The sequence below is a fragment of the Curtobacterium sp. MCLR17_054 genome (genome assembly GCF_003234335.2).
Lineage (GTDB): Bacteria > Actinomycetota > Actinomycetes > Actinomycetales > Microbacteriaceae > Curtobacterium > Curtobacterium flaccumfaciens.
The window spans coordinates 1,891,729-1,909,025 of sequence record NZ_CP126263.1; the positions used below are offsets into that span (position 1 = coordinate 1,891,729).

A 17,297-nucleotide genomic window follows, 5' to 3' on the forward strand; every position below is an offset into this window, starting at 1 on the left:
CGTGGACACCCTCGTCGTCACCCTCCGCGTCGCGCTCTCGCTCGGCGTCGTGCTCGCCCTCATGTGGGTGCTGCACCGCGCGAGCCGCAAGCGCTTCTCGGGCAAGCCGTCGGGCCGTCGTGCCGCGACCGTCGAGGTCGTCGGTCGGCAGGGCATCGGCGGCAAGGCGAGCGTCGTCGTGGTCGACGTCGAGGGGGAGCGGCTCGTGCTCGGCGTGTCCGAGCACGGGGTCAACCTGCTCACCAGCGGGCAGGCGCCCGCGCCGGAACTCACCATCGTGACCGGACCGGTGGCGCTGCCCGTGCGTCCCGCCCCGTCGGCCGACGCGTTCGGTCGGGAACTCGCGCAGCAGTCGGACGCCACCACGGGCCTCCCGGCAGACACGGACGACGTGACCCGCACGACCGACGCGACCAGCGCCGTCGCGCCGCTGCCGATGCGCCCGCGCAACCGTCGCCCGCAGCGCGCCGTGCCGAGCGCGCAGCAGCTGCAGGGCTCGATCCTGTCGGTCGACACCTGGCGCCAGGCCGCTGCCGCGCTGCGGAACCGGCGGGCCGGGTGACCGCGGCAGGGCCGCACCGGCTGGCACGGTCGGGTCGACTCGTCGCCCTCGTCCTGCTCGGCCTGGCGGTCGTGGCCGGGTTCCTGATGCTCACGACGACCGGTGCGCACGCCGCCGGTGTCGTCGAACCCACCGCCCCGGCGACCCCGACCGCCCCCGCGACCGGTGACTTCAGCGTCAGCGTGAACGGTCCGGACGGCACCCCGTCGTCGGCCGTGGTGACGCTCATCGGCATCACGCTGCTGAGCGTCGCACCCGCGCTGATGCTCATGATGACGTCGTTCACGAAGATCTTCGTCGTGCTCGCGATGACCCGGAACGCGCTCGGGCTGCAGTCGATCCCGCCGAACCAGGTGATCGCCGGACTGGCGCTGTTCCTGTCGCTGTTCGTGATGGCACCGGTGCTCGGGCACATCAACGACGACGCCCTGCAGCCCTACCTGGCCGGGCACCTCGACTTCAACCAGGCCGTCGAGATCGGCACGAAGCCCCTGCGGACCTTCATGCTCCACCAGACCCGCGACGAGGACGTCGCCCTGATCACCCGCGCCGCCGGGCTCGACAACCCGAAGTCGATGGCGGACGTGCCGATGACGACGGTGATCCCGGCGTTCATCATCTCGGAGCTCCGCAGCGCGTTCATCATCGGGTTCGTCATCTTCATCCCGTTCCTGGTGATCGACCTCGTCGTCTCCGCGGCCCTGATGTCGATGGGCATGATGATGCTCCCGCCGGTCATGATCTCGCTGCCGTTCAAGATCCTGCTCTTCGTGCTGGTCGACGGCTGGGGCCTCATCATCACGTCGCTCATCGAGAGCTACCACGTTGTCTAGGGGGCACGCATGAACCAGCAGGCAGTCATCGACCTCGTGCTCCAGGCGCTCCTGGTGTCCGGCAAGCTCGCCGCCCCGGTGCTCGTCACCTCGCTCGTCGTCGGCTTCGCGATCTCGCTGTTCCAGTCGGTGACGCAGATCCAGGAGGTCACGCTCTCGTTCGTGCCGAAGGCCGTCGCCGTCGCGATCGCCCTGGTGGTCTGCGGCAACTGGATGATCTCGGAGATGATCGCGTTCACGCACGTCGCCTTCGACATGATCCCGAAGCTGCTCGGGGCCGGTTGATGGAGCTCAGCATCGACGCCGACCGTCTGGAGGCGACCATGCTCGCCGGCGTCCGGCTCGTCGCGTTCTTCGTCATCGCGCCGCCGTTCTCGTACCGGGCGTTCCCCGGCACCGTCAAGGTGATCCTCGGGCTGGGGCTCGCCATCGGCGTCGCCCCGCGCGTCGCCGTCGGCTACGAGTCGCTCGACACGGGGCCGTTCCTGCTCGCCCTGCTCACCCAGCTCGTCGTCGGGCTGTCCCTCGGGTTCCTGGTGTTCCTGGTGTTCGCCGCCGTGCAGTCGGCGGGTGCGCTCATCGACCTGTTCGGCGGGTTCACGCTCGCGCAGGCGTTCGACCCGCAGTCCCAGGTCAACGGCGCCCAGTTCACCCGCCTGTTCCAGATGACCGCGCTCGCGCTGCTCTTCACCTCGGGCGGCTACCAGCTCATCGTCGGTGGCCTGGTGCGGTCGTTCGACGCCGTGCCGCTCACCGGCACCTTCGCGGTGGACGGGCTCGCGTCGATGCTCGTGACCGCGATGTCGCAGATGTTCCTCGCCACCCTGCAGATCGCCGGCCCGCTCGTCGTCGTGCTGTTCCTGGCCGACGTCGGCCTCGGGCTGCTGACCCGCGTGGCACCGGCGCTCAACGCGTTCCAGATGGGCTTCCCGATCAAGATCGGGCTGACCGTCCTGTTCGCCGGCGCGCTCTTCATGGCCCTGCCCTCGGTGGTGTCGTCGCTGACCGGCGACGCCGTCGAGGCGATCACGGGACGGGGGTGACGACGTGTCCGACAGCGGAGAACGTTCCGAACAGGCAACCCAGCAGCGGATGCGCGAGGTCCACGAGAAGGGCCAGATCGGTCGCTCGCAGGACCTCGGCGCGTGGATCGGGATCGCCGTCGCGGCGCTCATGATCCCGGCCGCGATCGGCAACGCCGCGGCCGCCGGACAGGACCAGCTCCTCGCCGTGCAGCGGGTCATCGAGGACCCCGAGCTCGGTGCCGTGCAGGCCCTGCTCGCCGACGCCCTCGGTTCGATGGGTGCGACCCTCGGCCCGATGCTCGCGGTCGTCGCGGTCGCGGTGCTCGCCGCCGCCGTCACCCAGGGCGGGGTGCACTTCCGCAAGATGACGCCGCAGCCCGACCACTTCGATCCGATCGCCGGACTGAAGCGCGTGTTCGGCACCCAGGCGCTCTGGAACGGGGCGAAGGCGCTGCTCAAGACCGCCGTCGTCGGGCTCGTCCTCTGGTTCGCGGTGCAGGGGCTCATGCCGGTCCTGATGACGAGCGGCTCGCTGCCGCTGTCGGCCGTGCTCGAGGCCGCCGCCGCCGGGTCGGGCACCCTGCTGCGCGCCGCGATCGTCGCCGGGCTCGTCCTCGCAGCCCTCGACGTGTTCGTGGTGATCCGCCGCAACCGGAAGCGCACGATGATGACCAAGCGCGAGGTCAAGGACGAGAACAAGCGGAGCGACGGCGACCCGCTGGTGAAGTCGCAGCGACGCTCCCGTCAGCTCGCGATGAGCCGCAACCGGATGATCCAGGCCATCGGCACCGCGGACGTCGTGATGACGAACCCGACCCACTACGCCGTCGCGATCAAGTACGAGCCGGGGAAGTCCGCGCCCCGGGTGGTGGCGAAGGGGGCCGGCCCGGTCGCCGACGTGATCCGCGCCCGTGCCGAGGACGAGCGCGTGCCGATCGTCCGCGACGTCCCGCTCACCCGGGCCCTGCACGCCGCGTGCGAGCTCGGGCACGAGATCCCCGTCGACCTGTACACGCCCGTGGCCCGCGTCCTGTCCTTCGTGATGGCGCTCAAGGCCCGTGGCACCGCTGCCGGCACGCACGCGCCGCCACGGCCGACCACCCCGGACGAGGTCGCGAGCGTCATCGACCCCGCCACCCTGACCGGGGACCTCCGCCCCCGCAGGCTCCGCACACCGCGCACCGCAGAGAACCAGACCGAAGGACTCCCCGCATGAACCGCAAGGACCTGCCGAAGCTCGTCGTCCCGGTGTTCATCGTCGGCATCATCCTGCTGCTGATCCTGCCGGTGCCGTCGTTCCTGCTCGACTTCCTGATCATCATCAACATCCTGCTGGCGCTGGTGATCCTGCTCACGACGCTGTTCGTGAAGAAGCCGCTCGACTTCTCGGTGTTCCCGTCCCTGCTGCTCGTCGCGACGCTGTTCCGCCTCGGCCTCAACGTGGCGTCCACCCGGCTGGTGCTCGGCGAGGGCTTCGCCGGTGACGTCATCCAGGCGTTCGGCCACGTCGCCGTCTCCGGGTCGATCATCATCGGCGCGGTCATCTTCCTCATCCTCATCGTCATCCAGTTCGTCGTGGTGACGAAGGGTGCCGAGCGCGTCGCCGAGGTCGGGGCACGCTTCACCCTCGACGCGATGCCGGGCAAGCAGATGGCGATCGACGCCGACCTGAACGCCGGGCTCATCACCGATCAGGAAGCCAAGGAGCGCCGCGCCGCGGTGTCCGCCGAGGCCGACTTCTACGGCGCGATGGACGGTGCGTCGAAGTTCGTCAAGGGCGACGCGATCGCCGGCATCCTGATCATCATCATCAACCTGATCGGCGGCATCGCGATCGGCATGCTGCAGAACGGACTGTCCGTCACCGACGCACTGTCGAAGTACGGCATCCTGACGATCGGTGACGGCCTGGTCACGCAGATCCCGGCTCTGCTCATGGCGGTGTCGACGGGCATGATCGTCACCCGGTCCGGCGCCGAGTCCGAGATGGGGTCATCGGCCGCGACCCAGCTGTCGCAGTCGCGGAACGCCCTGATGATCGCCGGTGTCGCCGCGATCGCGATGGGCTTCATCCCCGGCATGCCGATCCTGCCCTTCCTGCTCGTCGGCGCGACCCTGCTCTTCACGGGCTGGCGCATCGGCCGGAACGCCGCCCGGGCCGAGGCCGACGCCGCCCAGCAGCAGGCACTCGCGGCGGCGGCACCGACCGGCGACACCCCGGAGGACCTGCTCGAGCAGATGCGCGTGCACGCCCTCGAGATCCTGCTCGCCCCCGACCTGGTCGACATGGTCTCCGGCGCCTCCGACGACCTGCTCGGCCGGGTGCGTGCCCTCCGCCGCAAGATCGCGATCGACATGGGCATCGTCGTCCCGCCGGTCCGCACCCGCGACTCGATCGACCTGCCGCCGTCGACGTACGCCATCCGGATCGCCGGCGTCGAGGCCGGTCGGGGCACCGCGCCCGCCCGCAGCGTCCTGGCGCTCGGCGACCACCTGGACGGCCTGCCCGGCACCTCGACCGTCGAGCCGGTGTTCGGCCTGACCGGCAAGTGGGTGCCCGCCGAGCTCCGGCACGCTGCCGAGATGACCGGCGCGACCGTGATCGACCGGGTCTCGGTGCTCGTCACCCACCTGCAGGCGGTCATCGGCGACAACGCCGCGCGCCTGCTCACCCGCGAGGACGTCAAGGTCCTGACCGAGGGCGTCAAGCAGGTCAACCCCGCTGCGGTCGAGGAACTCGTCCCCGGCATGCTCTCGATGGCCGAGCTGCAGCGGGTGCTGCAGGGCCTGCTCGCCGAGCGCGTGCCGATCAACGACCTCGGCCGGATCTGCGAGGCCCTCACGCTCCGCGCCAAGGTGTCGACCGACCCCGAGGGGCTCGTCGAGTCCGCCCGTGCGGCCCTCGGACCGGCCCTCGCCGCCCGCCACACCGACGCCGGCACCCTGCGCGTCATCATGATCGACCCGATGCTCGAGCAGTCGATGCTCGAGGGGCTCCGGCCGTCCGAGCAGGGCAGCCAGATCGTGCTCGACGCGCACCGCGTCGAGCAGGTCCTGGGCTCCGTCCGCGACGCCGTGCGCTCCGTGGAGGACCAGGGGCTCTCCGCCGTCCTGGTCTGCGCCCCGCAGCTCCGCCCGGCCGTGCACCGCATGGTCGCCGCCCAGTCGAACGGGCTCCCGGTGCTGTCGTACCAGGAGGCCACCGCCGCGGGCTCCACCATCGAGACCGTGGGAGTGGTCCGTGCCGCCGACCCGATTGCAGCGTAGCGGCGCCACGCTCGAGTCCCTCCGCGACGCGGTCCGGACCGAGTTCGGCGCGGGTGCGCGGATCGTCGCGGCCGAACGCGTGACCACGCCGGGCTTCGGCGGGCTGTTCCGCAAGGCGCACGTCGAGGCCACCGTCGAGGTGCCGGAACCGGGGGACCAGCCCACCGCCCGGGTCCTCATCGCCGACTCGCCCGTGCAGCGCGTCGGCATCGCCGCGCTGCTCGCCGACGCCGAGGCAGCCGAGGCACGCATCGCCGGCACCGACGGCACCAGGGCGACGCGGGCCGACGCCTTCGCGTCGGTGCTCGACGGGTTCCAGGCGGACGGCATCACGCCGAGCGCCCCGCGCCCGACGCGCGCGCCGTCCGAGCCGGACGCGCCCACCGGGGTCGACCCGCGCCTCCAGGCCGCCGTCGACGCGCAAACGGTGGTCGACGCGCAGGCGGTGGCCGTCGCGCAGCCGGTCGTCGAGACCCGGTCGGGAGGCCCGTCCCGCGTCCTCGACGCGCCCTCGCCGGCACCGGTGGGCCGGCCCACGGCCCCGACCGTGCGGTCCGCGGACGGTGACCTGGTGCTCCTGGTCGGGCGGCCGAACGACGTCGACGCGGCCGCCGGGCTCTTCGCGGTGCGGCACGCGCTCCGGCCGACGGACGCCGCCGACCGCCGTGCGGCGATCCTGGCGCGGGCCGACGGTGTCCGCGACGGGCACGCCGTGCTCGCCGTCGCCGCGTGGGACGACCGGGCGACCGGCGACGCGCTGCAGGCCGACCAGGTGTGGGTCGTGGTCGACGTCGGGCGGAAGCCCGCGGACTCGGCCGCGATGGTGTCCGCGGTGGCCTCGCGGCTGCCCGTGGTCGGCGTCGTGGCGATCGGTGCGGGGGAGACCGCCACGCCCGGGTCAGTGGACCTGCTGGGGCTCCCCGTCGTGTCGCTAGGCTGAACGGGTGCTGGTACTCACGCGGAAGGTCGGCGAGCGGATCCTCGTCGGCGACGACATCGTCATCACGGTGCTCGACTCCCGGGGCGACGGCGTCCGGATCGGCATCGACGCCCCGCGCGGCGTGAAGATCCAGCGCGAAGAGGTCGTGCGTGCGGTCGCCGAGGCGAACGCCGAGGCCGCCGCTGCCGGTGACGACGCCGAGGCGCAGCTGCGCGCGGCGCTCGGGGCCCGCGGTGGGGCTGCCGCGGGCGGCGCGACTTCGCCGGAGCCGACCGACTCCTAGCGGCCGACACGGCCGCGCCCGTCACGTGCGGGGCTGCACGCCCGTTACGGACGTGGCTGCACGTCCGTCACGGGCGCGGCCGCGTGTCCATCACGGACGGGGCTTCTTCTCCTGTTCGGGCTGGCGGCCGGCGGCGGCCTCGGCGGCGAACCAGGCACGGGCCTCGTCCTGTCGGGCCTGCTCGGCACCGAGCGCGATCGGCGCCCGGACGTGACCGGGCTCGTAGCCGAAGGTCTCGATCAGCTGCGGCACGATGGGCCGGACCCGGGCGACGAGCCGGTCGATGTACGCCGACACCGCACGGGCACGCTGCGCCGACAGTCGGCCGTGCAGCAGGTACCAGTCCAGGTGCTGCTCGAGCAGGCCGAGCGCGAACAGGTCGCGCAGCCAGACGAGCACGCGTCGGGTGTCGCCCTCGGTGACCTCGTCGAGCGCCTCGGTGAAGGCGTCCCACTGCATGAGCTCGGCGTGCGCCTTCGACGCCTCGATGAGCTCGTGCTGCGAGCGGTTCAGCAGTCGGGCGGCGCGGGCTCGGTCCTTGCCGGCCGACGCCAGGCGCATGCCGATCTCGGCGACCATGGTGTCGACCCGACCGGCGAGCAGTTCGCGCTGCGTGCGGGGGTCCTGCAGGTCGGCGACGCTGGCGGCCAGGGACCCGCGGTCGGCCACGGTCTGGCCGAGGCGGCGGATGCCGGACGCGTCGGCCAGCTTCGACGCCGCGACGGCCGCCACGAACTTCGCGGTGGACGCCGGGTCCTTCGGGGCCTTCGCGCGGAACTCGGTGAGCAGGCGCTTGCCGACGAGCTGCAGCAGCACGGTGTTGTCGCCCTCGAACGTCACGTAGACGTCGAGGTCGGCGCGGAGCCCGGTCAGGCGGTTCTCGGCGAGGAACCCGGCACCGCCGCAGGCCTCGCGCGCCTCCTGCAGGGTGTCGAGCGCCGACCACGTCGACATCGACTTGAACGCAGCGGCCTGGGTCTCCAGGTCCTCGCGGCGCTCCGGGGTGTCCTCGCGCCCACTGAAGACGTCGTCGAAGGTGCGCAGCAGCTTCTCGTGCGCGAACGACTGCGCGAACACCGTCGCCAGGCGCGGGATGAGACGGCGCTGGTGCCGGCCGTAGTCGAGCAGCACGCCCTCGGTGCCGTCACCGGTGGGGAACTGACGGCGCTGCATCGCGTACGTCAGGGCGATCTGCAGCGCGATCTTCTGCGCGACGACGGCGGCGCCGTCGAGCGACACCCGGCCCTGCACCAGGGTGCCGAGCATCGTGAAGAACCGGCGGCCGGGCGAGGCGATCGGCGACGAGTAGGTGCCGTCCGCGGCGACGTCGCCGTAGCGGTTCAGCAGGTTCGTGCGGGGGACCCGGACGTGGTCGAACGCGAGCCGGCCGTTGTCGATGCCGTTCAGGCCGCCCTTGGGGCCGTCGTCCTCACCGCTCACGCCGGGCAGGAACGCTCCCTCGGCGTCGCGGAGCGGGACGTAGAACGCGTGTACGCCGTGGTCGACACCGGCGGTCACGAGCTTCGCGAACACGACGGCGGCGTGCCCGTGCAGGGCCGCGTTGCCGATGTAGTCCTTCCACGCACCACGGAACGGCGTGTGGATCTCGAACTCCTCGGTCGCGGGGTCGTACGTGGCCGTCGTGGCGATGCTCTGGACGTCCGAGCCGTGGCCGGTCTCGGTCATCGCGAAGCAGCCGGGGACCTCGAACGAGACGATGCCCGGCAGGAACTCGCGGTGGTTCGCCTCGGTGCCCAGGTGGTGCACGGCGGACCCGAACAGTCCCCACTGCACCCCGGCCTTGATCTGCATCGACGGGTCGGCGACGACGAGCTCCTCGAACGCCGCCAGGTTGCCGCCGTGGTTGTCCTGGCCGCCGAACTCGGTGGGGTAGGGACGCTGGATCGCCCCGGCGTCGACCAGGGTCCGGAGCTGCTCGAGCACGCGTGCCCGGTGCTCGGGGATCGGCTGGCCCTCGATCTTCTGCATCGCGGGGTCGAGCGCGAGCCGCCGGGAGATCCGGCGGTCCTCGGCCCAGCGTCCGAGCAGGAGCTCCTGCACCAGCTCGACGTCGATGCGGACGTCGGTGTCCGTGCCGGCGGTCGGTGTGCCCGCTGCCGGGTCGCCGGCGGCGTCCGCGTTCGGCGCGGCGTGCTGCGCGTCGACGTCCGGCGCGGTGTCGTTGCCGCTGGCGGGGGTGGTGCGCTGGGCGGGTGCGGTGTCGACCATGGGCGGAGTCCTCCTGAACTGCGGTGTCCGTGTTGCACCGTCCACGCTAGACACCGGTGCCGACAGTGGCGGGAACGCCGTGCGGGCCGCACAACCCCGTGTCGTCGGTGGCGTCACGAGGTCGTGGGAACCCTCCAAAGACATGAGCCGTGTTCGACGATTGGGCGTGCCCACCCGGCCAGGGGCAGACTGGCCGCCATGTCACGTACCACCCCCGCGGACCGCGAAGGCCGTCCCGGACGCACCTTCTTCGGGCAACCGTTCGAGCTCTCGACACCGTTCGCCGTGGAGCTCTGGGAGCGGTTCTCGTTCTACGGGATGCAGGGCATCGTCCTCATCTACATGTACTACACGGTCACGCAGGGCGGCCTGGGGATCGACAAGGGCATCGCCACCGGCATCATGGGTGCCTACGGCGGCGCGGTCTACCTGTTCACGATCATCGGGGCGTGGATCGCCGACCGGCTGATCGGGGCGGACCGGACCCTGTTCGGCAGCGCGATCGTCGTGATGCTCGGGCACATCGCCCTCGCGCTCATCCCCGGGGTGGCCGGGGTTGGGGTCGGTCTCGTGCTCATCGCGCTGGGCTCCGGCGGGCTCAAGGCCACCGCCACCACGATCGTCGGCGGCCTCTACAGCCGCGAGGACCCGCGCCGCGACGCCGGCTTCTCGCTCTACTACCTCGGCGTGAACCTCGGGGCGTTCTTCGGACCGCTGCTCACCGGGCTGCTGCAGAGCTCGCTCGGCTTCCACTGGGGCTTCGGCCTGGCCGCCGTCGGCATGGCGGCGGGCCTGGTGCAGTACGCGATCCGGCGGAAGAAGCTGCCCGAGGTCGTCCGCCACGTGGCGAACCCCGTCGACCGCCGCCGTCTGCCGCTCATCGGAGCCGGCGTCGTCGTCGCGCTCGTCGTCATCGTCGTCGCCGTGCTGACCGGCCTGCTCAACGTCGGCAACCTGCCCACCGTCGTGGTGGCGGTCGTCGTGCTGGCCACCATCGGCTACTTCGTCGTCATCCTGTCGAGCGGCATCACCCGTGACGAGCGGTCGCGGGTCTTCGCGTTCATCCCGCTGTTCATCGGCAGTGCCGTGTTCTGGTCGCTCTACCAGCAGCAGTTCACCGTCGTGACGGTCTACTCCGACGAGCGCCTCGACCGCTCACTGTTCGGCTGGGAGATGCCGGTGTCGTGGGTGCAGTCGATCAACCCGGTCTTCATCATCGTGCTGTCCGGCGTCTTCGCGGCGCTGTGGACCAAGCTCGGCGACCGCCAGCCGTCCACCCCGACGAAGTTCGCCCTCGGCACCGGGATCATGGGGCTCGCGTTCCTGCTGTTCCTGCCGTTCACCGGCTCGGGCGAGAACGGCACGCCGCTGCTGGCGCTCGTCGGCATCCTGCTGGTGTTCACGCTCGCGGAGCTGCTGCTCTCGCCGGTCGGCCAGTCCGTCGCCACGAAGCTCGCGCCGCCGAAGTTCCAGACGCAGATGGTCGCGCTGTTCTTCCTGTCGGTGTCGCTCGGCACCGCCGTCACCGGGGTGCTGTCCCGCTACTACGACCCGGCGGACGAGGCCCCGTACTTCACGATCCTCGGTCTGGTCGCCGTCGTGGTGGGCGTGGTCCTGCTGCTCCTGGCCAAGCCGGTGCTGCGGCTCATGCGCGGCATCCGGTAACCTGAGCGGAGCCACACGCCGACGCAACCAAGGAGTCACCACCCATGCTCGAACTCATCGCAGGGATCATCATCGGCGTCGGCGTCCTCGGTGGCGTCGGGTGCTGCATGGCCGTCGCGGCCATGATGAAGAGCGGCTCCGAGGAGTACTGAGTCCCTGACCCGGACTACTCGCCGCTGTCGGTCGTGACCGGCACCAACTGACGACTCAGGACGGTCGCGCGCTCGAAGGGGCCGCGGCCGTCCTTCGTGTAGGCGGGCTCATCGAAGGCGACGGTCCACGTGCGCTGTGTCCCGCCGATCTGACTCCCGCCGGGAGCCACGATCACCCCGATCGGCTCGTCGGCCCACTGCTCGCCACCCCGATCGGTGTCGATGACCTGCACGAGGGCCCCGATGCCGAGACCGGGAGCGTCGTCGGGGCGGGGACTGGGGGAGCGGCGGCGTCCGAACACGCCATCACCGTAGCGGCGAGTGGTCACGGAACGTCTGTGCAGCACCTGTCGACACGCTGACGGACCGGCCGCCGGGTGGTCAGGACACCCTGCCTGCCGCGCGTCGAGTGGTCACGAACTGTCGGCGGCGGCGCCGCCATCCGACACTTCGTGACCCCTCGGCGGACCTGAGCGGGGTGTCTTGACCACCCGACACGCGCGACCACTCACCCCAACCCGCGTCAGACGGCGGCCGGCTCCACCCGGGCGATCTCGGTAATGGACGAGTGGCCCGTCTCGGGGTGCTTGCGCATCGACAGGAGCCGCTCCATCGACGGTTCGAGCGCCGTGACCTTGTCGAGCGGCGCACTCACGACGAGCTGGAAGCCGAGCCGGAGCCACGCGGTGACCGCACGGCCGGCGAACTCCGAGTCCGCCTTGATGAACGCCTCGTCGAGGAACACCGGCGCGAACCGGGGCCGGGGACGGGTCTCGTCACCGAGCTGGTAGCGCAGCGCGGCGCCGACGATGAACGCCACGAGCTCCTGCGTCTCACCACCGGACTTGTCGCCGAGCGACGAGTAGACGCCGAGGTCGTTGCCGTCGGTGTCGTACCGGACCGCCGTGATCTCCATGTGCCGGCGGACGTCGAGCACCGCGTCGCGCTGGGTGGTGCGGCCCCGGGCGGCGTCCGGGTCGGGCCGGATGACCGCCATGAAGCGCCGGAGCCGTCGGAACCGGGTCTCGAGCACGTCGTCGGTCAGCTCGGTGTCGACCGAGGCGGACAGCGCGCGGAGCTCGCGGCGGAACGCGGTGACGTCCTCGCGGGTGACCCGGCGGATCTGGATCTTCAGGCGGTCCCGGTTCGCGCCGAACGGCAGCTCCCGCAGGATCTCGTTCACCGGCTCGAGGCGCTCCTCGATCTCGACGACGGCGCGGTCGAAGGCGCCGGCGAGCGGGACGAGGTCCTCGCCGCTCCACTGCGACAGGCGTCGACGCCACTCGCTCCGACGCGCGTGCAGGCCGGTCGCCACGATCTGGTCGAGGATCGCGTGGTAGTCCGGGTACGACGCGACGCCGGTGCCGAGGTTCGGGTCGGGCCAGGCGTCCTGGTACCGCTGGAACGTCAGCGTCAACGAGGTCGAGGCCGCCGCGGCACCGTCGAGCGCCTGCGTGAGCCGCTCCTCGAGCCGACGCTTCAGCCGTCGAGTGGCGTCGTCGAACCCGTCGACGCCGTCCGGGGCGCCGATCTCCTCGAAGGTCTCCTCGAGCAGGCGGGACTGCTGGTCGTCCGGCAGCGAACCGGGCGAGGACTCGAAGCGCTCGAGGATCTCGGCGGCGGCGTCCTGGCCGTCGACGAGCACCGCGTGGCGATCCTCGAGCCGCTGGACGGACAGCCGTGCGGCGGAGCGACGGTCGGCCGCCTCGTCGAGGGACTTCCGGAGCCGGGCGACCGAGGCCCGCAGCGTCCGCAGGCCGTCGTCGGCGGCGAGCAGCGCCTGCCGTTCCTCGTCGAGCCGGGCGAGGGACGTCCCGAGCCCGTCGACGTCGATCACGGCCCACGTGACGTCGACCACGTGCTGGTGCGCGGCGCGGAGCACGTCGAGCGCGGTGAGGTCCTGCGCGACGTCGGTGCGGCGGGCCTCGAGCGTGGCGAGGTCCTGCGCGATCGAGGCGAGCTCCTGCTCGACCGCGGCGACGCGGGCCTCGTTCGTGAAGCCGATGACGTTCGACTGGCGGCGGTCACCGTGCGCGCCACGACGGCCGTCACGCAGCTGCCCGGACTCGGTGACCCGGCGGCCACCTCCGCCGAGGTCCGACGCCGAGGCGACACAGCGGGCGTCGGTGCGGTCGGACTCGATCCGTTCGCGCACCCAGGTGCTGAACGGCGACGGCTTGATGGCGAGCTTGCCGGAGACCATCGCCGGGTCGCCGTCGAGGTCCAGGTGCGGGCCGGTCGGCACACCCTCGAACTGCACGCGGACGGGCAGGCGCAGTGCGTCGATCGCCTCGCTGAAGTCGCCGAGGCGGTCCTGGTCGACGAGCAGCGTGCGGGCGACGGGGGCCAGGACGGACTCGATGGCCGTGCGCCAGCGCTCCTCGCCGGGCAGCACGTCGAGCAGTTCCGCCACGAAGGGCAGTTCGGACGGGTCGATGCCGGCGGCGCGGGCCATCGCGAGCCGGGCCTCGTGCATCGGCAGCGGCATCGCGCCCTGCCGGTGCTCGAGCGACTGGCGCTCCTGCCGCAGGGACCGTTCGCGGTCGAGGAGCGGGTACTCCTCGCGGGTCAGGGCGTCGCGGCGCTCGTCGAGGGCGGTGCGCGCGTCGGCGTACGACCCGAGGAACTCGTGCGCGGCACGCTGGATCCCGGTGAAGTCCTGCTCCGAGGAGACCGGGACCCCGAGCACCGCCGTGCGCTCGTCGAAGGTGGCGCGGGTGCGCACCACGGCGTCGCGCTCACGGGTGAGCCGTTCGATGCGGTCCTCGAGCTGGGCGAGCGCGTTGCCGCCCTGGTCGCGGAGCCGGGCCTCGGCGTCGCGCAGCTCGATCTCGACGGCGGCGTGCCGGGCCTCGGCCGCGGCGACCTCGGCGCGCGATGCCGTTCGCTCGCGGGCGTTGCGCGACACCTCGGCGTCGAGCAGGTCGCGCTTCCGCGAGGCCGTCCAGTGTGCGAACGGCGACACCTCGGCGCCGGTCGCGATGCCGTCCAGGGCCGCTGCGGCCTCGGTAGCGCGCGAGATCTCGTCGTGCAGGTCGGTGATGGGGGAGAGGATGCGGACCTTGCGCTCCTCGGTGTCCATCGCCTCGTACGCCTCGTCGAGGGCGGAGAAGTGCGCGAGGGCCCGGTCAGCCGCCTCGTACGTGCCGGGGGTCTCGAGCACGAGCGACTTGTACAGCGCGTCGACGGTCGGCAGGTGCTGGCCGGCCTGGATCCGGGCGAGCAGACGCATCGCCCGGTTGCCGCCGCCGGAGTCACCGATGCCCAGCCGGGTCTGCAGCGTGTACGCGAGCTCCTGGTAGGTGTCGCGGATGACGAGCCCCGGCACGCGGCCGGTCAGCTCGAGGTGGTGGAACCGCGATGGCACGAACTCCTCGAGCCGGCGCAGGTCGAAGGTGTCGTCGACCGTCGCCATGGTCATCTGGATGTCGCCGACCCCGCGTGCGCGCTTCGGCACGATGTACGCACGCAGCACCGTGAAGCGCCGCTCGTCGTCGTTCCGGAACGTGACCGCCGCCGCACCCCAGGTGGTCTGGTCGTCGCCGCGCAGGTTCACGTCACGCAGGCTGCCGGTCTCCGGGTCGCGCCGGGTGTCGACCTTGCCGCGCAGGTACGTGAGCAGGTTGCGCTGGTCGGCGCTGCGGGCGCGGCCGGTGGTGGCGTCGTTCGAGGCGCCGTTGAACGGCACGTCGGACGGCATCATCACGGCCAGGTAGGCGTCCATCAGCGTCGACTTGCCGGTGCCCGAGGCGCCGGAGATGAGCGTCGCCGTGCCGGACAGCTCGACCTGCCGGTGGCCGTGGAAGCCACCCCAGTTGACGACCTGCATCGACTCGGCGCGCCACTGCGCGACCGTGTCGAAGAGCGCCGGGATCTCGAACGTGTCGGTCACGCTTCCGTCTCGCCTTCGTCGTCGGTGTCGGTCTCGGCTTCGCCGTCTGCCTGGAGGGACGGGTCGTCCCCGTCGGTCGGCTCGCCACCCGGGGCGGTCGCCTCACCCTGCGAGGTGGTGGTCCGCAGCCAGGCGTCCAGTTCGAGCAGGCGCTCCAGGGGGAGCAGCACCTCGACGACGCTCGCCACCCGGAAGCGGTCCGGGTCGGAGGTGCGGATCAGGATGCGCGCGGTCACGAGGCGCTCGATGGCCTTCGCGACCCGGCCCTCGTCGCGGGTGCGGTCCGTCGCGGTCGCCGGACGGAAGCCCGCGACGTGCCCGAGGATCTCGGAGCGGTCGACGACGACCTGGTCCGGGCCCGGTCGGGCGTCGGCGCGCAGGCGCATCCGCAGGTAGACGAGGACGATCGTCTCCTCGCGGGTGTACGGCAGGTCGCGGAGCAGGGTCGGGAACGTGCGGCGCTGGCTCTCCGACCGGGCCTGGCGCTTCCAGGCGACCTCGCGGTCACGGTCGACGTGCAGCTCGAGGAACAGGTCGTTCAGGCGGGACCGCAGCTGGTACTCGGCGTCGAGCACCGCGCGCCACTCGTCGGGGTGCGTGCGGGAGCTGACGTACGAGTGCCGCAGCAGTGCCACCAGGGCGCGTCGCTGGTGCTCGTCGAGCCGACCCTCGTCGCCCTCGAAGAGGGCGAAGCTGGACTCGTCACGCTCGTCGTCCTGCATCACGGATGCGGGGTCGTCGTAGGGGACCGTGTCGTCGACCGGTGCCGGCGTCGTGTCGCTCACCGTGCCTCCTGTGCGTTCTCGTCGTGTGCGTCGCCGACCGGAGTGCGCTCGTCGTCGAGCGCAGCGGTGGGCATGTGGAAGGTGATCGCGGTGCCGTCGGGGCGGATCGTGCGGTGCTCGGCGACGTGCGCGGCGGACTCGAAGTCGTCGCGCCCCGTCAGCAGGTGCGCGAGGCCGAAGAGCTCGACCGGTCGGCGCTGCTCGGGCGGCAGCCCGTGGAACGCGTCGACGCTGGAGTCGGCCTCGGCGAAGCGGAGTGCCGCGCGCAGCTCGGTCAGGAGCGGCCCGCCGTGCATGCGGAGCATCTCGACGTCGAGGTCCTCGAAGACGTCGTCGTCGGGTTCCTCGATGGGCGGCGGCACGGACTCGGCGTCCGGGTCGTAGAAGCGCTCGCGCAGCGTGCCGACCTCGGCGGCCGCCGGTAGGAGCGGCAGCGGGATCCGGTCGCGTGCGCCGCCCTGGTCCATCAGGGTGGCGAGGCCGCGGTTGATCGAGCGGAGCACGGCGTCGAGCTCGCGGTCGCGCACCACGTCGTGGGCGACGATCTGGTCGCGGAGCGTGGCGGTGAGCTGACGGCGCTGGGCGAGGACGTCCTCGATGCCCTGGCGCAGGATCGTCACGGTGTTGCGGAAGGCCCGACGCTCGCCGGCTCCGAGGCCCTGCGCGAACGGGTGCGCCAGGATCGTCGCGATGTCGTCCCGGAGCCGCAGGAGCAGGGCGTCATCGCGCAGCAGTTCGAAGGCGCCCTCGAAGGCACGGCCCTCGGGCGTCGCTTCCATCAGGTTGTCCGTGCGCGCCAGGTAGTCGTCGAGGATCTCGCCGATGGGGCGGACCTCTTGCCGGAAGTCCTCGACGATCGAGCGGTGCATCGTCGCGACCGCCTCTTCCACGCGCTTGAAGTCGCTCGGCAGCTGCCGGATCAGGTCGGAGATGTTCGTGTACCCGTCGCGCATCCGGTCGTCGTCGACGGCCACGACGTCGTCGCCGTGCTCCAGGCGCTCCCGCTCGGCCTGCAGCTCGGCGATCTGGGCGTCGATCCTGCGGATCTGCACGTCGGGGTCGGGTTCGGCCCGGGCCGCCCACCGGTGCACGGCGTCGACGATCATCGCCAGCCGGCTCTCGCTGATCAGGGCGCGGTCAGCCGACAGGGCGTCGACGAGGCTCAGCGCCTCGAGGGCGTGGCTCGTCAGGGAGTACTGCTCGTCGCCGTCGGGGGAGTTCGAGCGGACGAGCCACTGGGCGCCGACCCACTCGCGGCACAGGGCGCGGCCGTTCGGGCGGGCCTCCTGCTCGCCCTCGGTCTGCTCGCTGTCGGCCTGCGCGCTGGCCGCCGGCATCGGCTGGTCGCTCGCGGGCACGCGGGCACCAGCAGCCTGCAGGCGCGCGACGTGCTCCTCGACCTGCAGGTGCATGCGGTCGGCGGGGACGTACTGCACGTCGCGGTCGAAGACCGTGCGGAACACGGCGAGGACCGTGGCGCTGGTCGGCCGGGACATGAGCCGCAGGGTCGGACGGTCGAGGACCGCTCGGACCCGGGCGAACTCGAGGTCGACGTCGGTCATGCGCCCCTTCGTCCGATCGTGCTGGTGGTCTGGCCCGCGTGCTGCGGCCTGATGAGATGAGAAGAGCCCGACGCTGCTGCGTCGGGCTCTTGTCGGTGGTGT

At 71.9% G+C, this 17,297-nt stretch carries 14 protein-coding genes; 9 read left to right on the forward strand and 5 right to left on the reverse strand.

Translation table 11 applies throughout. From position 1 onward, the window contains the following. The first annotated feature begins 1 nt into the window (after position 1). The 8 genes from DEJ08_RS09075 to csrA are packed head-to-tail and all read left to right on the forward strand — an operon-like array spanning position 2 to position 6,910. Positions 2 to 562: a FliO/MopB family protein gene (locus tag DEJ08_RS09075; protein WP_071403903.1), complete on the forward strand. Its 561-nt coding sequence runs from the start codon at positions 2 to 4 to the stop codon at positions 560 to 562. After that, positions 559 to 1,395: a flagellar type III secretion system pore protein FliP gene (fliP, locus tag DEJ08_RS09080; protein ID WP_027465540.1), complete on the forward strand. Its 837-nt coding sequence runs from the start codon at positions 559 to 561 to the stop codon at positions 1,393 to 1,395. The genes DEJ08_RS09075 and fliP overlap by 4 nt, the downstream gene beginning before the upstream one ends. 9 nt (positions 1,396 to 1,404) lie before the next feature. After that, on the forward strand, positions 1,405 to 1,680 hold the full coding sequence (locus tag DEJ08_RS09085; RefSeq protein WP_017887433.1) for a flagellar biosynthetic protein FliQ: 276 nt from the start codon (positions 1,405 to 1,407) through the stop codon (positions 1,678 to 1,680). Further along, complete coding sequence (locus DEJ08_RS09090) at positions 1,680 to 2,438, forward strand: flagellar biosynthetic protein FliR (protein WP_071403902.1); 759 nt, start codon at positions 1,680 to 1,682, stop codon at positions 2,436 to 2,438. The genes DEJ08_RS09085 and DEJ08_RS09090 overlap by 1 nt, the downstream gene beginning before the upstream one ends. 4 nt (positions 2,439 to 2,442) lie before the next feature. Next, the gene (locus tag DEJ08_RS09095; protein WP_111054174.1) at positions 2,443 to 3,636 is read left to right on the forward strand and encodes an EscU/YscU/HrcU family type III secretion system export apparatus switch protein; all 1,194 of its coding nucleotides are present in this window, start codon (positions 2,443 to 2,445) and stop codon (positions 3,634 to 3,636) included. Then, positions 3,633 to 5,687: a flagellar biosynthesis protein FlhA gene (locus tag DEJ08_RS09100; RefSeq protein ID WP_111054175.1), complete on the forward strand. Its 2,055-nt coding sequence runs from the start codon at positions 3,633 to 3,635 to the stop codon at positions 5,685 to 5,687. Before DEJ08_RS09095 ends, DEJ08_RS09100 begins: the two co-directional genes overlap by 4 nt. Continuing rightward, on the forward strand, positions 5,662 to 6,627 hold the full coding sequence (locus tag DEJ08_RS09105; RefSeq protein ID WP_111054176.1) for a hypothetical protein: 966 nt from the start codon (positions 5,662 to 5,664) through the stop codon (positions 6,625 to 6,627). The genes DEJ08_RS09100 and DEJ08_RS09105 overlap by 26 nt, the downstream gene beginning before the upstream one ends. Before the next feature lie 4 nt (positions 6,628 to 6,631). After that, on the forward strand, positions 6,632 to 6,910 hold the full coding sequence (gene csrA / locus DEJ08_RS09110) for a carbon storage regulator CsrA (protein WP_111054177.1): 279 nt from the start codon (positions 6,632 to 6,634) through the stop codon (positions 6,908 to 6,910). A 90-nt stretch (positions 6,911 to 7,000) separates the two neighbouring features. Here the strand turns inward: csrA and DEJ08_RS09115 are convergent, their stop codons facing one another. After that, positions 7,001 to 9,139 carry an acyl-CoA dehydrogenase family protein gene (locus tag DEJ08_RS09115; RefSeq protein WP_111054178.1) on the reverse strand — a complete coding sequence of 713 codons (2,139 nt, stop codon included), beginning with the start codon at positions 9,137 to 9,139 and terminating at the stop codon, positions 7,001 to 7,003. Positions 9,140 to 9,337: 198 nt separating this feature from the next. Here DEJ08_RS09115 and DEJ08_RS09120 point away from each other — a divergent pair, with 198 nt between their 5' ends. Beyond that, the gene (locus DEJ08_RS09120) at positions 9,338 to 10,804 is read left to right on the forward strand and encodes a peptide MFS transporter (RefSeq protein WP_111110866.1); all 1,467 of its coding nucleotides are present in this window, start codon (positions 9,338 to 9,340) and stop codon (positions 10,802 to 10,804) included. Positions 10,805 to 10,970: 166 nt separating this feature from the next. Here DEJ08_RS09120 and DEJ08_RS09125 read toward each other — a convergent pair whose 3' ends face one another. The 4 genes from DEJ08_RS09125 to DEJ08_RS09140 form a co-directional block, all read right to left on the reverse strand. Continuing rightward, positions 10,971 to 11,258: a hypothetical protein gene (locus DEJ08_RS09125; protein ID WP_111046098.1), complete on the reverse strand. Its 288-nt coding sequence runs from the start codon at positions 11,256 to 11,258 to the stop codon at positions 10,971 to 10,973. A gap of 221 nt (positions 11,259 to 11,479) precedes the next feature. Beyond that, positions 11,480 to 14,848, reverse strand: coding sequence for an ATP-binding protein (locus tag DEJ08_RS09130; protein ID WP_111054179.1), 3,369 nt, complete (start codon positions 14,846 to 14,848; stop codon positions 11,480 to 11,482). Further along, positions 14,845 to 15,633: a DUF4194 domain-containing protein gene (locus DEJ08_RS09135; protein WP_111054180.1), complete on the reverse strand. Its 789-nt coding sequence runs from the start codon at positions 15,631 to 15,633 to the stop codon at positions 14,845 to 14,847. Before DEJ08_RS09135 ends, DEJ08_RS09130 begins: the two co-directional genes overlap by 4 nt. Then, a complete protein-coding gene (locus DEJ08_RS09140; RefSeq protein ID WP_111054181.1) occupies positions 15,630 to 17,195 on the reverse strand; it encodes a DUF3375 family protein in 1,566 nt (521 codons plus the stop codon). The genes DEJ08_RS09135 and DEJ08_RS09140 overlap by 4 nt, the downstream gene beginning before the upstream one ends. Between the last annotated feature and the right edge of the window lie 102 nt (positions 17,196 to 17,297).

Excerpts from the sequence above, each read along its gene's own strand:
- DEJ08_RS09085 (WP_017887433.1), top strand. The coding sequence starts at position 1,405 with ATGAACCAGCAGGCAGTCATCGACCTCGTGCTCCAGGCGCTCCTGGTG.
- DEJ08_RS09090 (WP_071403902.1), top strand. The coding sequence starts at position 1,680 with ATGGAGCTCAGCATCGACGCCGACCGTCTGGAGGCGACCATGCTCGCC.
- DEJ08_RS09100 (WP_111054175.1), top strand. The coding sequence starts at position 3,633 with ATGAACCGCAAGGACCTGCCGAAGCTCGTCGTCCCGGTGTTCATCGTC.
- DEJ08_RS09115 (WP_111054178.1), bottom strand. The coding sequence starts at position 9,139 with ATGGTCGACACCGCACCCGCCCAGCGCACCACCCCCGCCAGCGGCAAC.
- DEJ08_RS09120 (WP_111110866.1), top strand. The coding sequence starts at position 9,338 with ATGTCACGTACCACCCCCGCGGACCGCGAAGGCCGTCCCGGACGCACC.
- DEJ08_RS09140 (WP_111054181.1), bottom strand. The coding sequence starts at position 17,195 with ATGACCGACGTCGACCTCGAGTTCGCCCGGGTCCGAGCGGTCCTCGAC.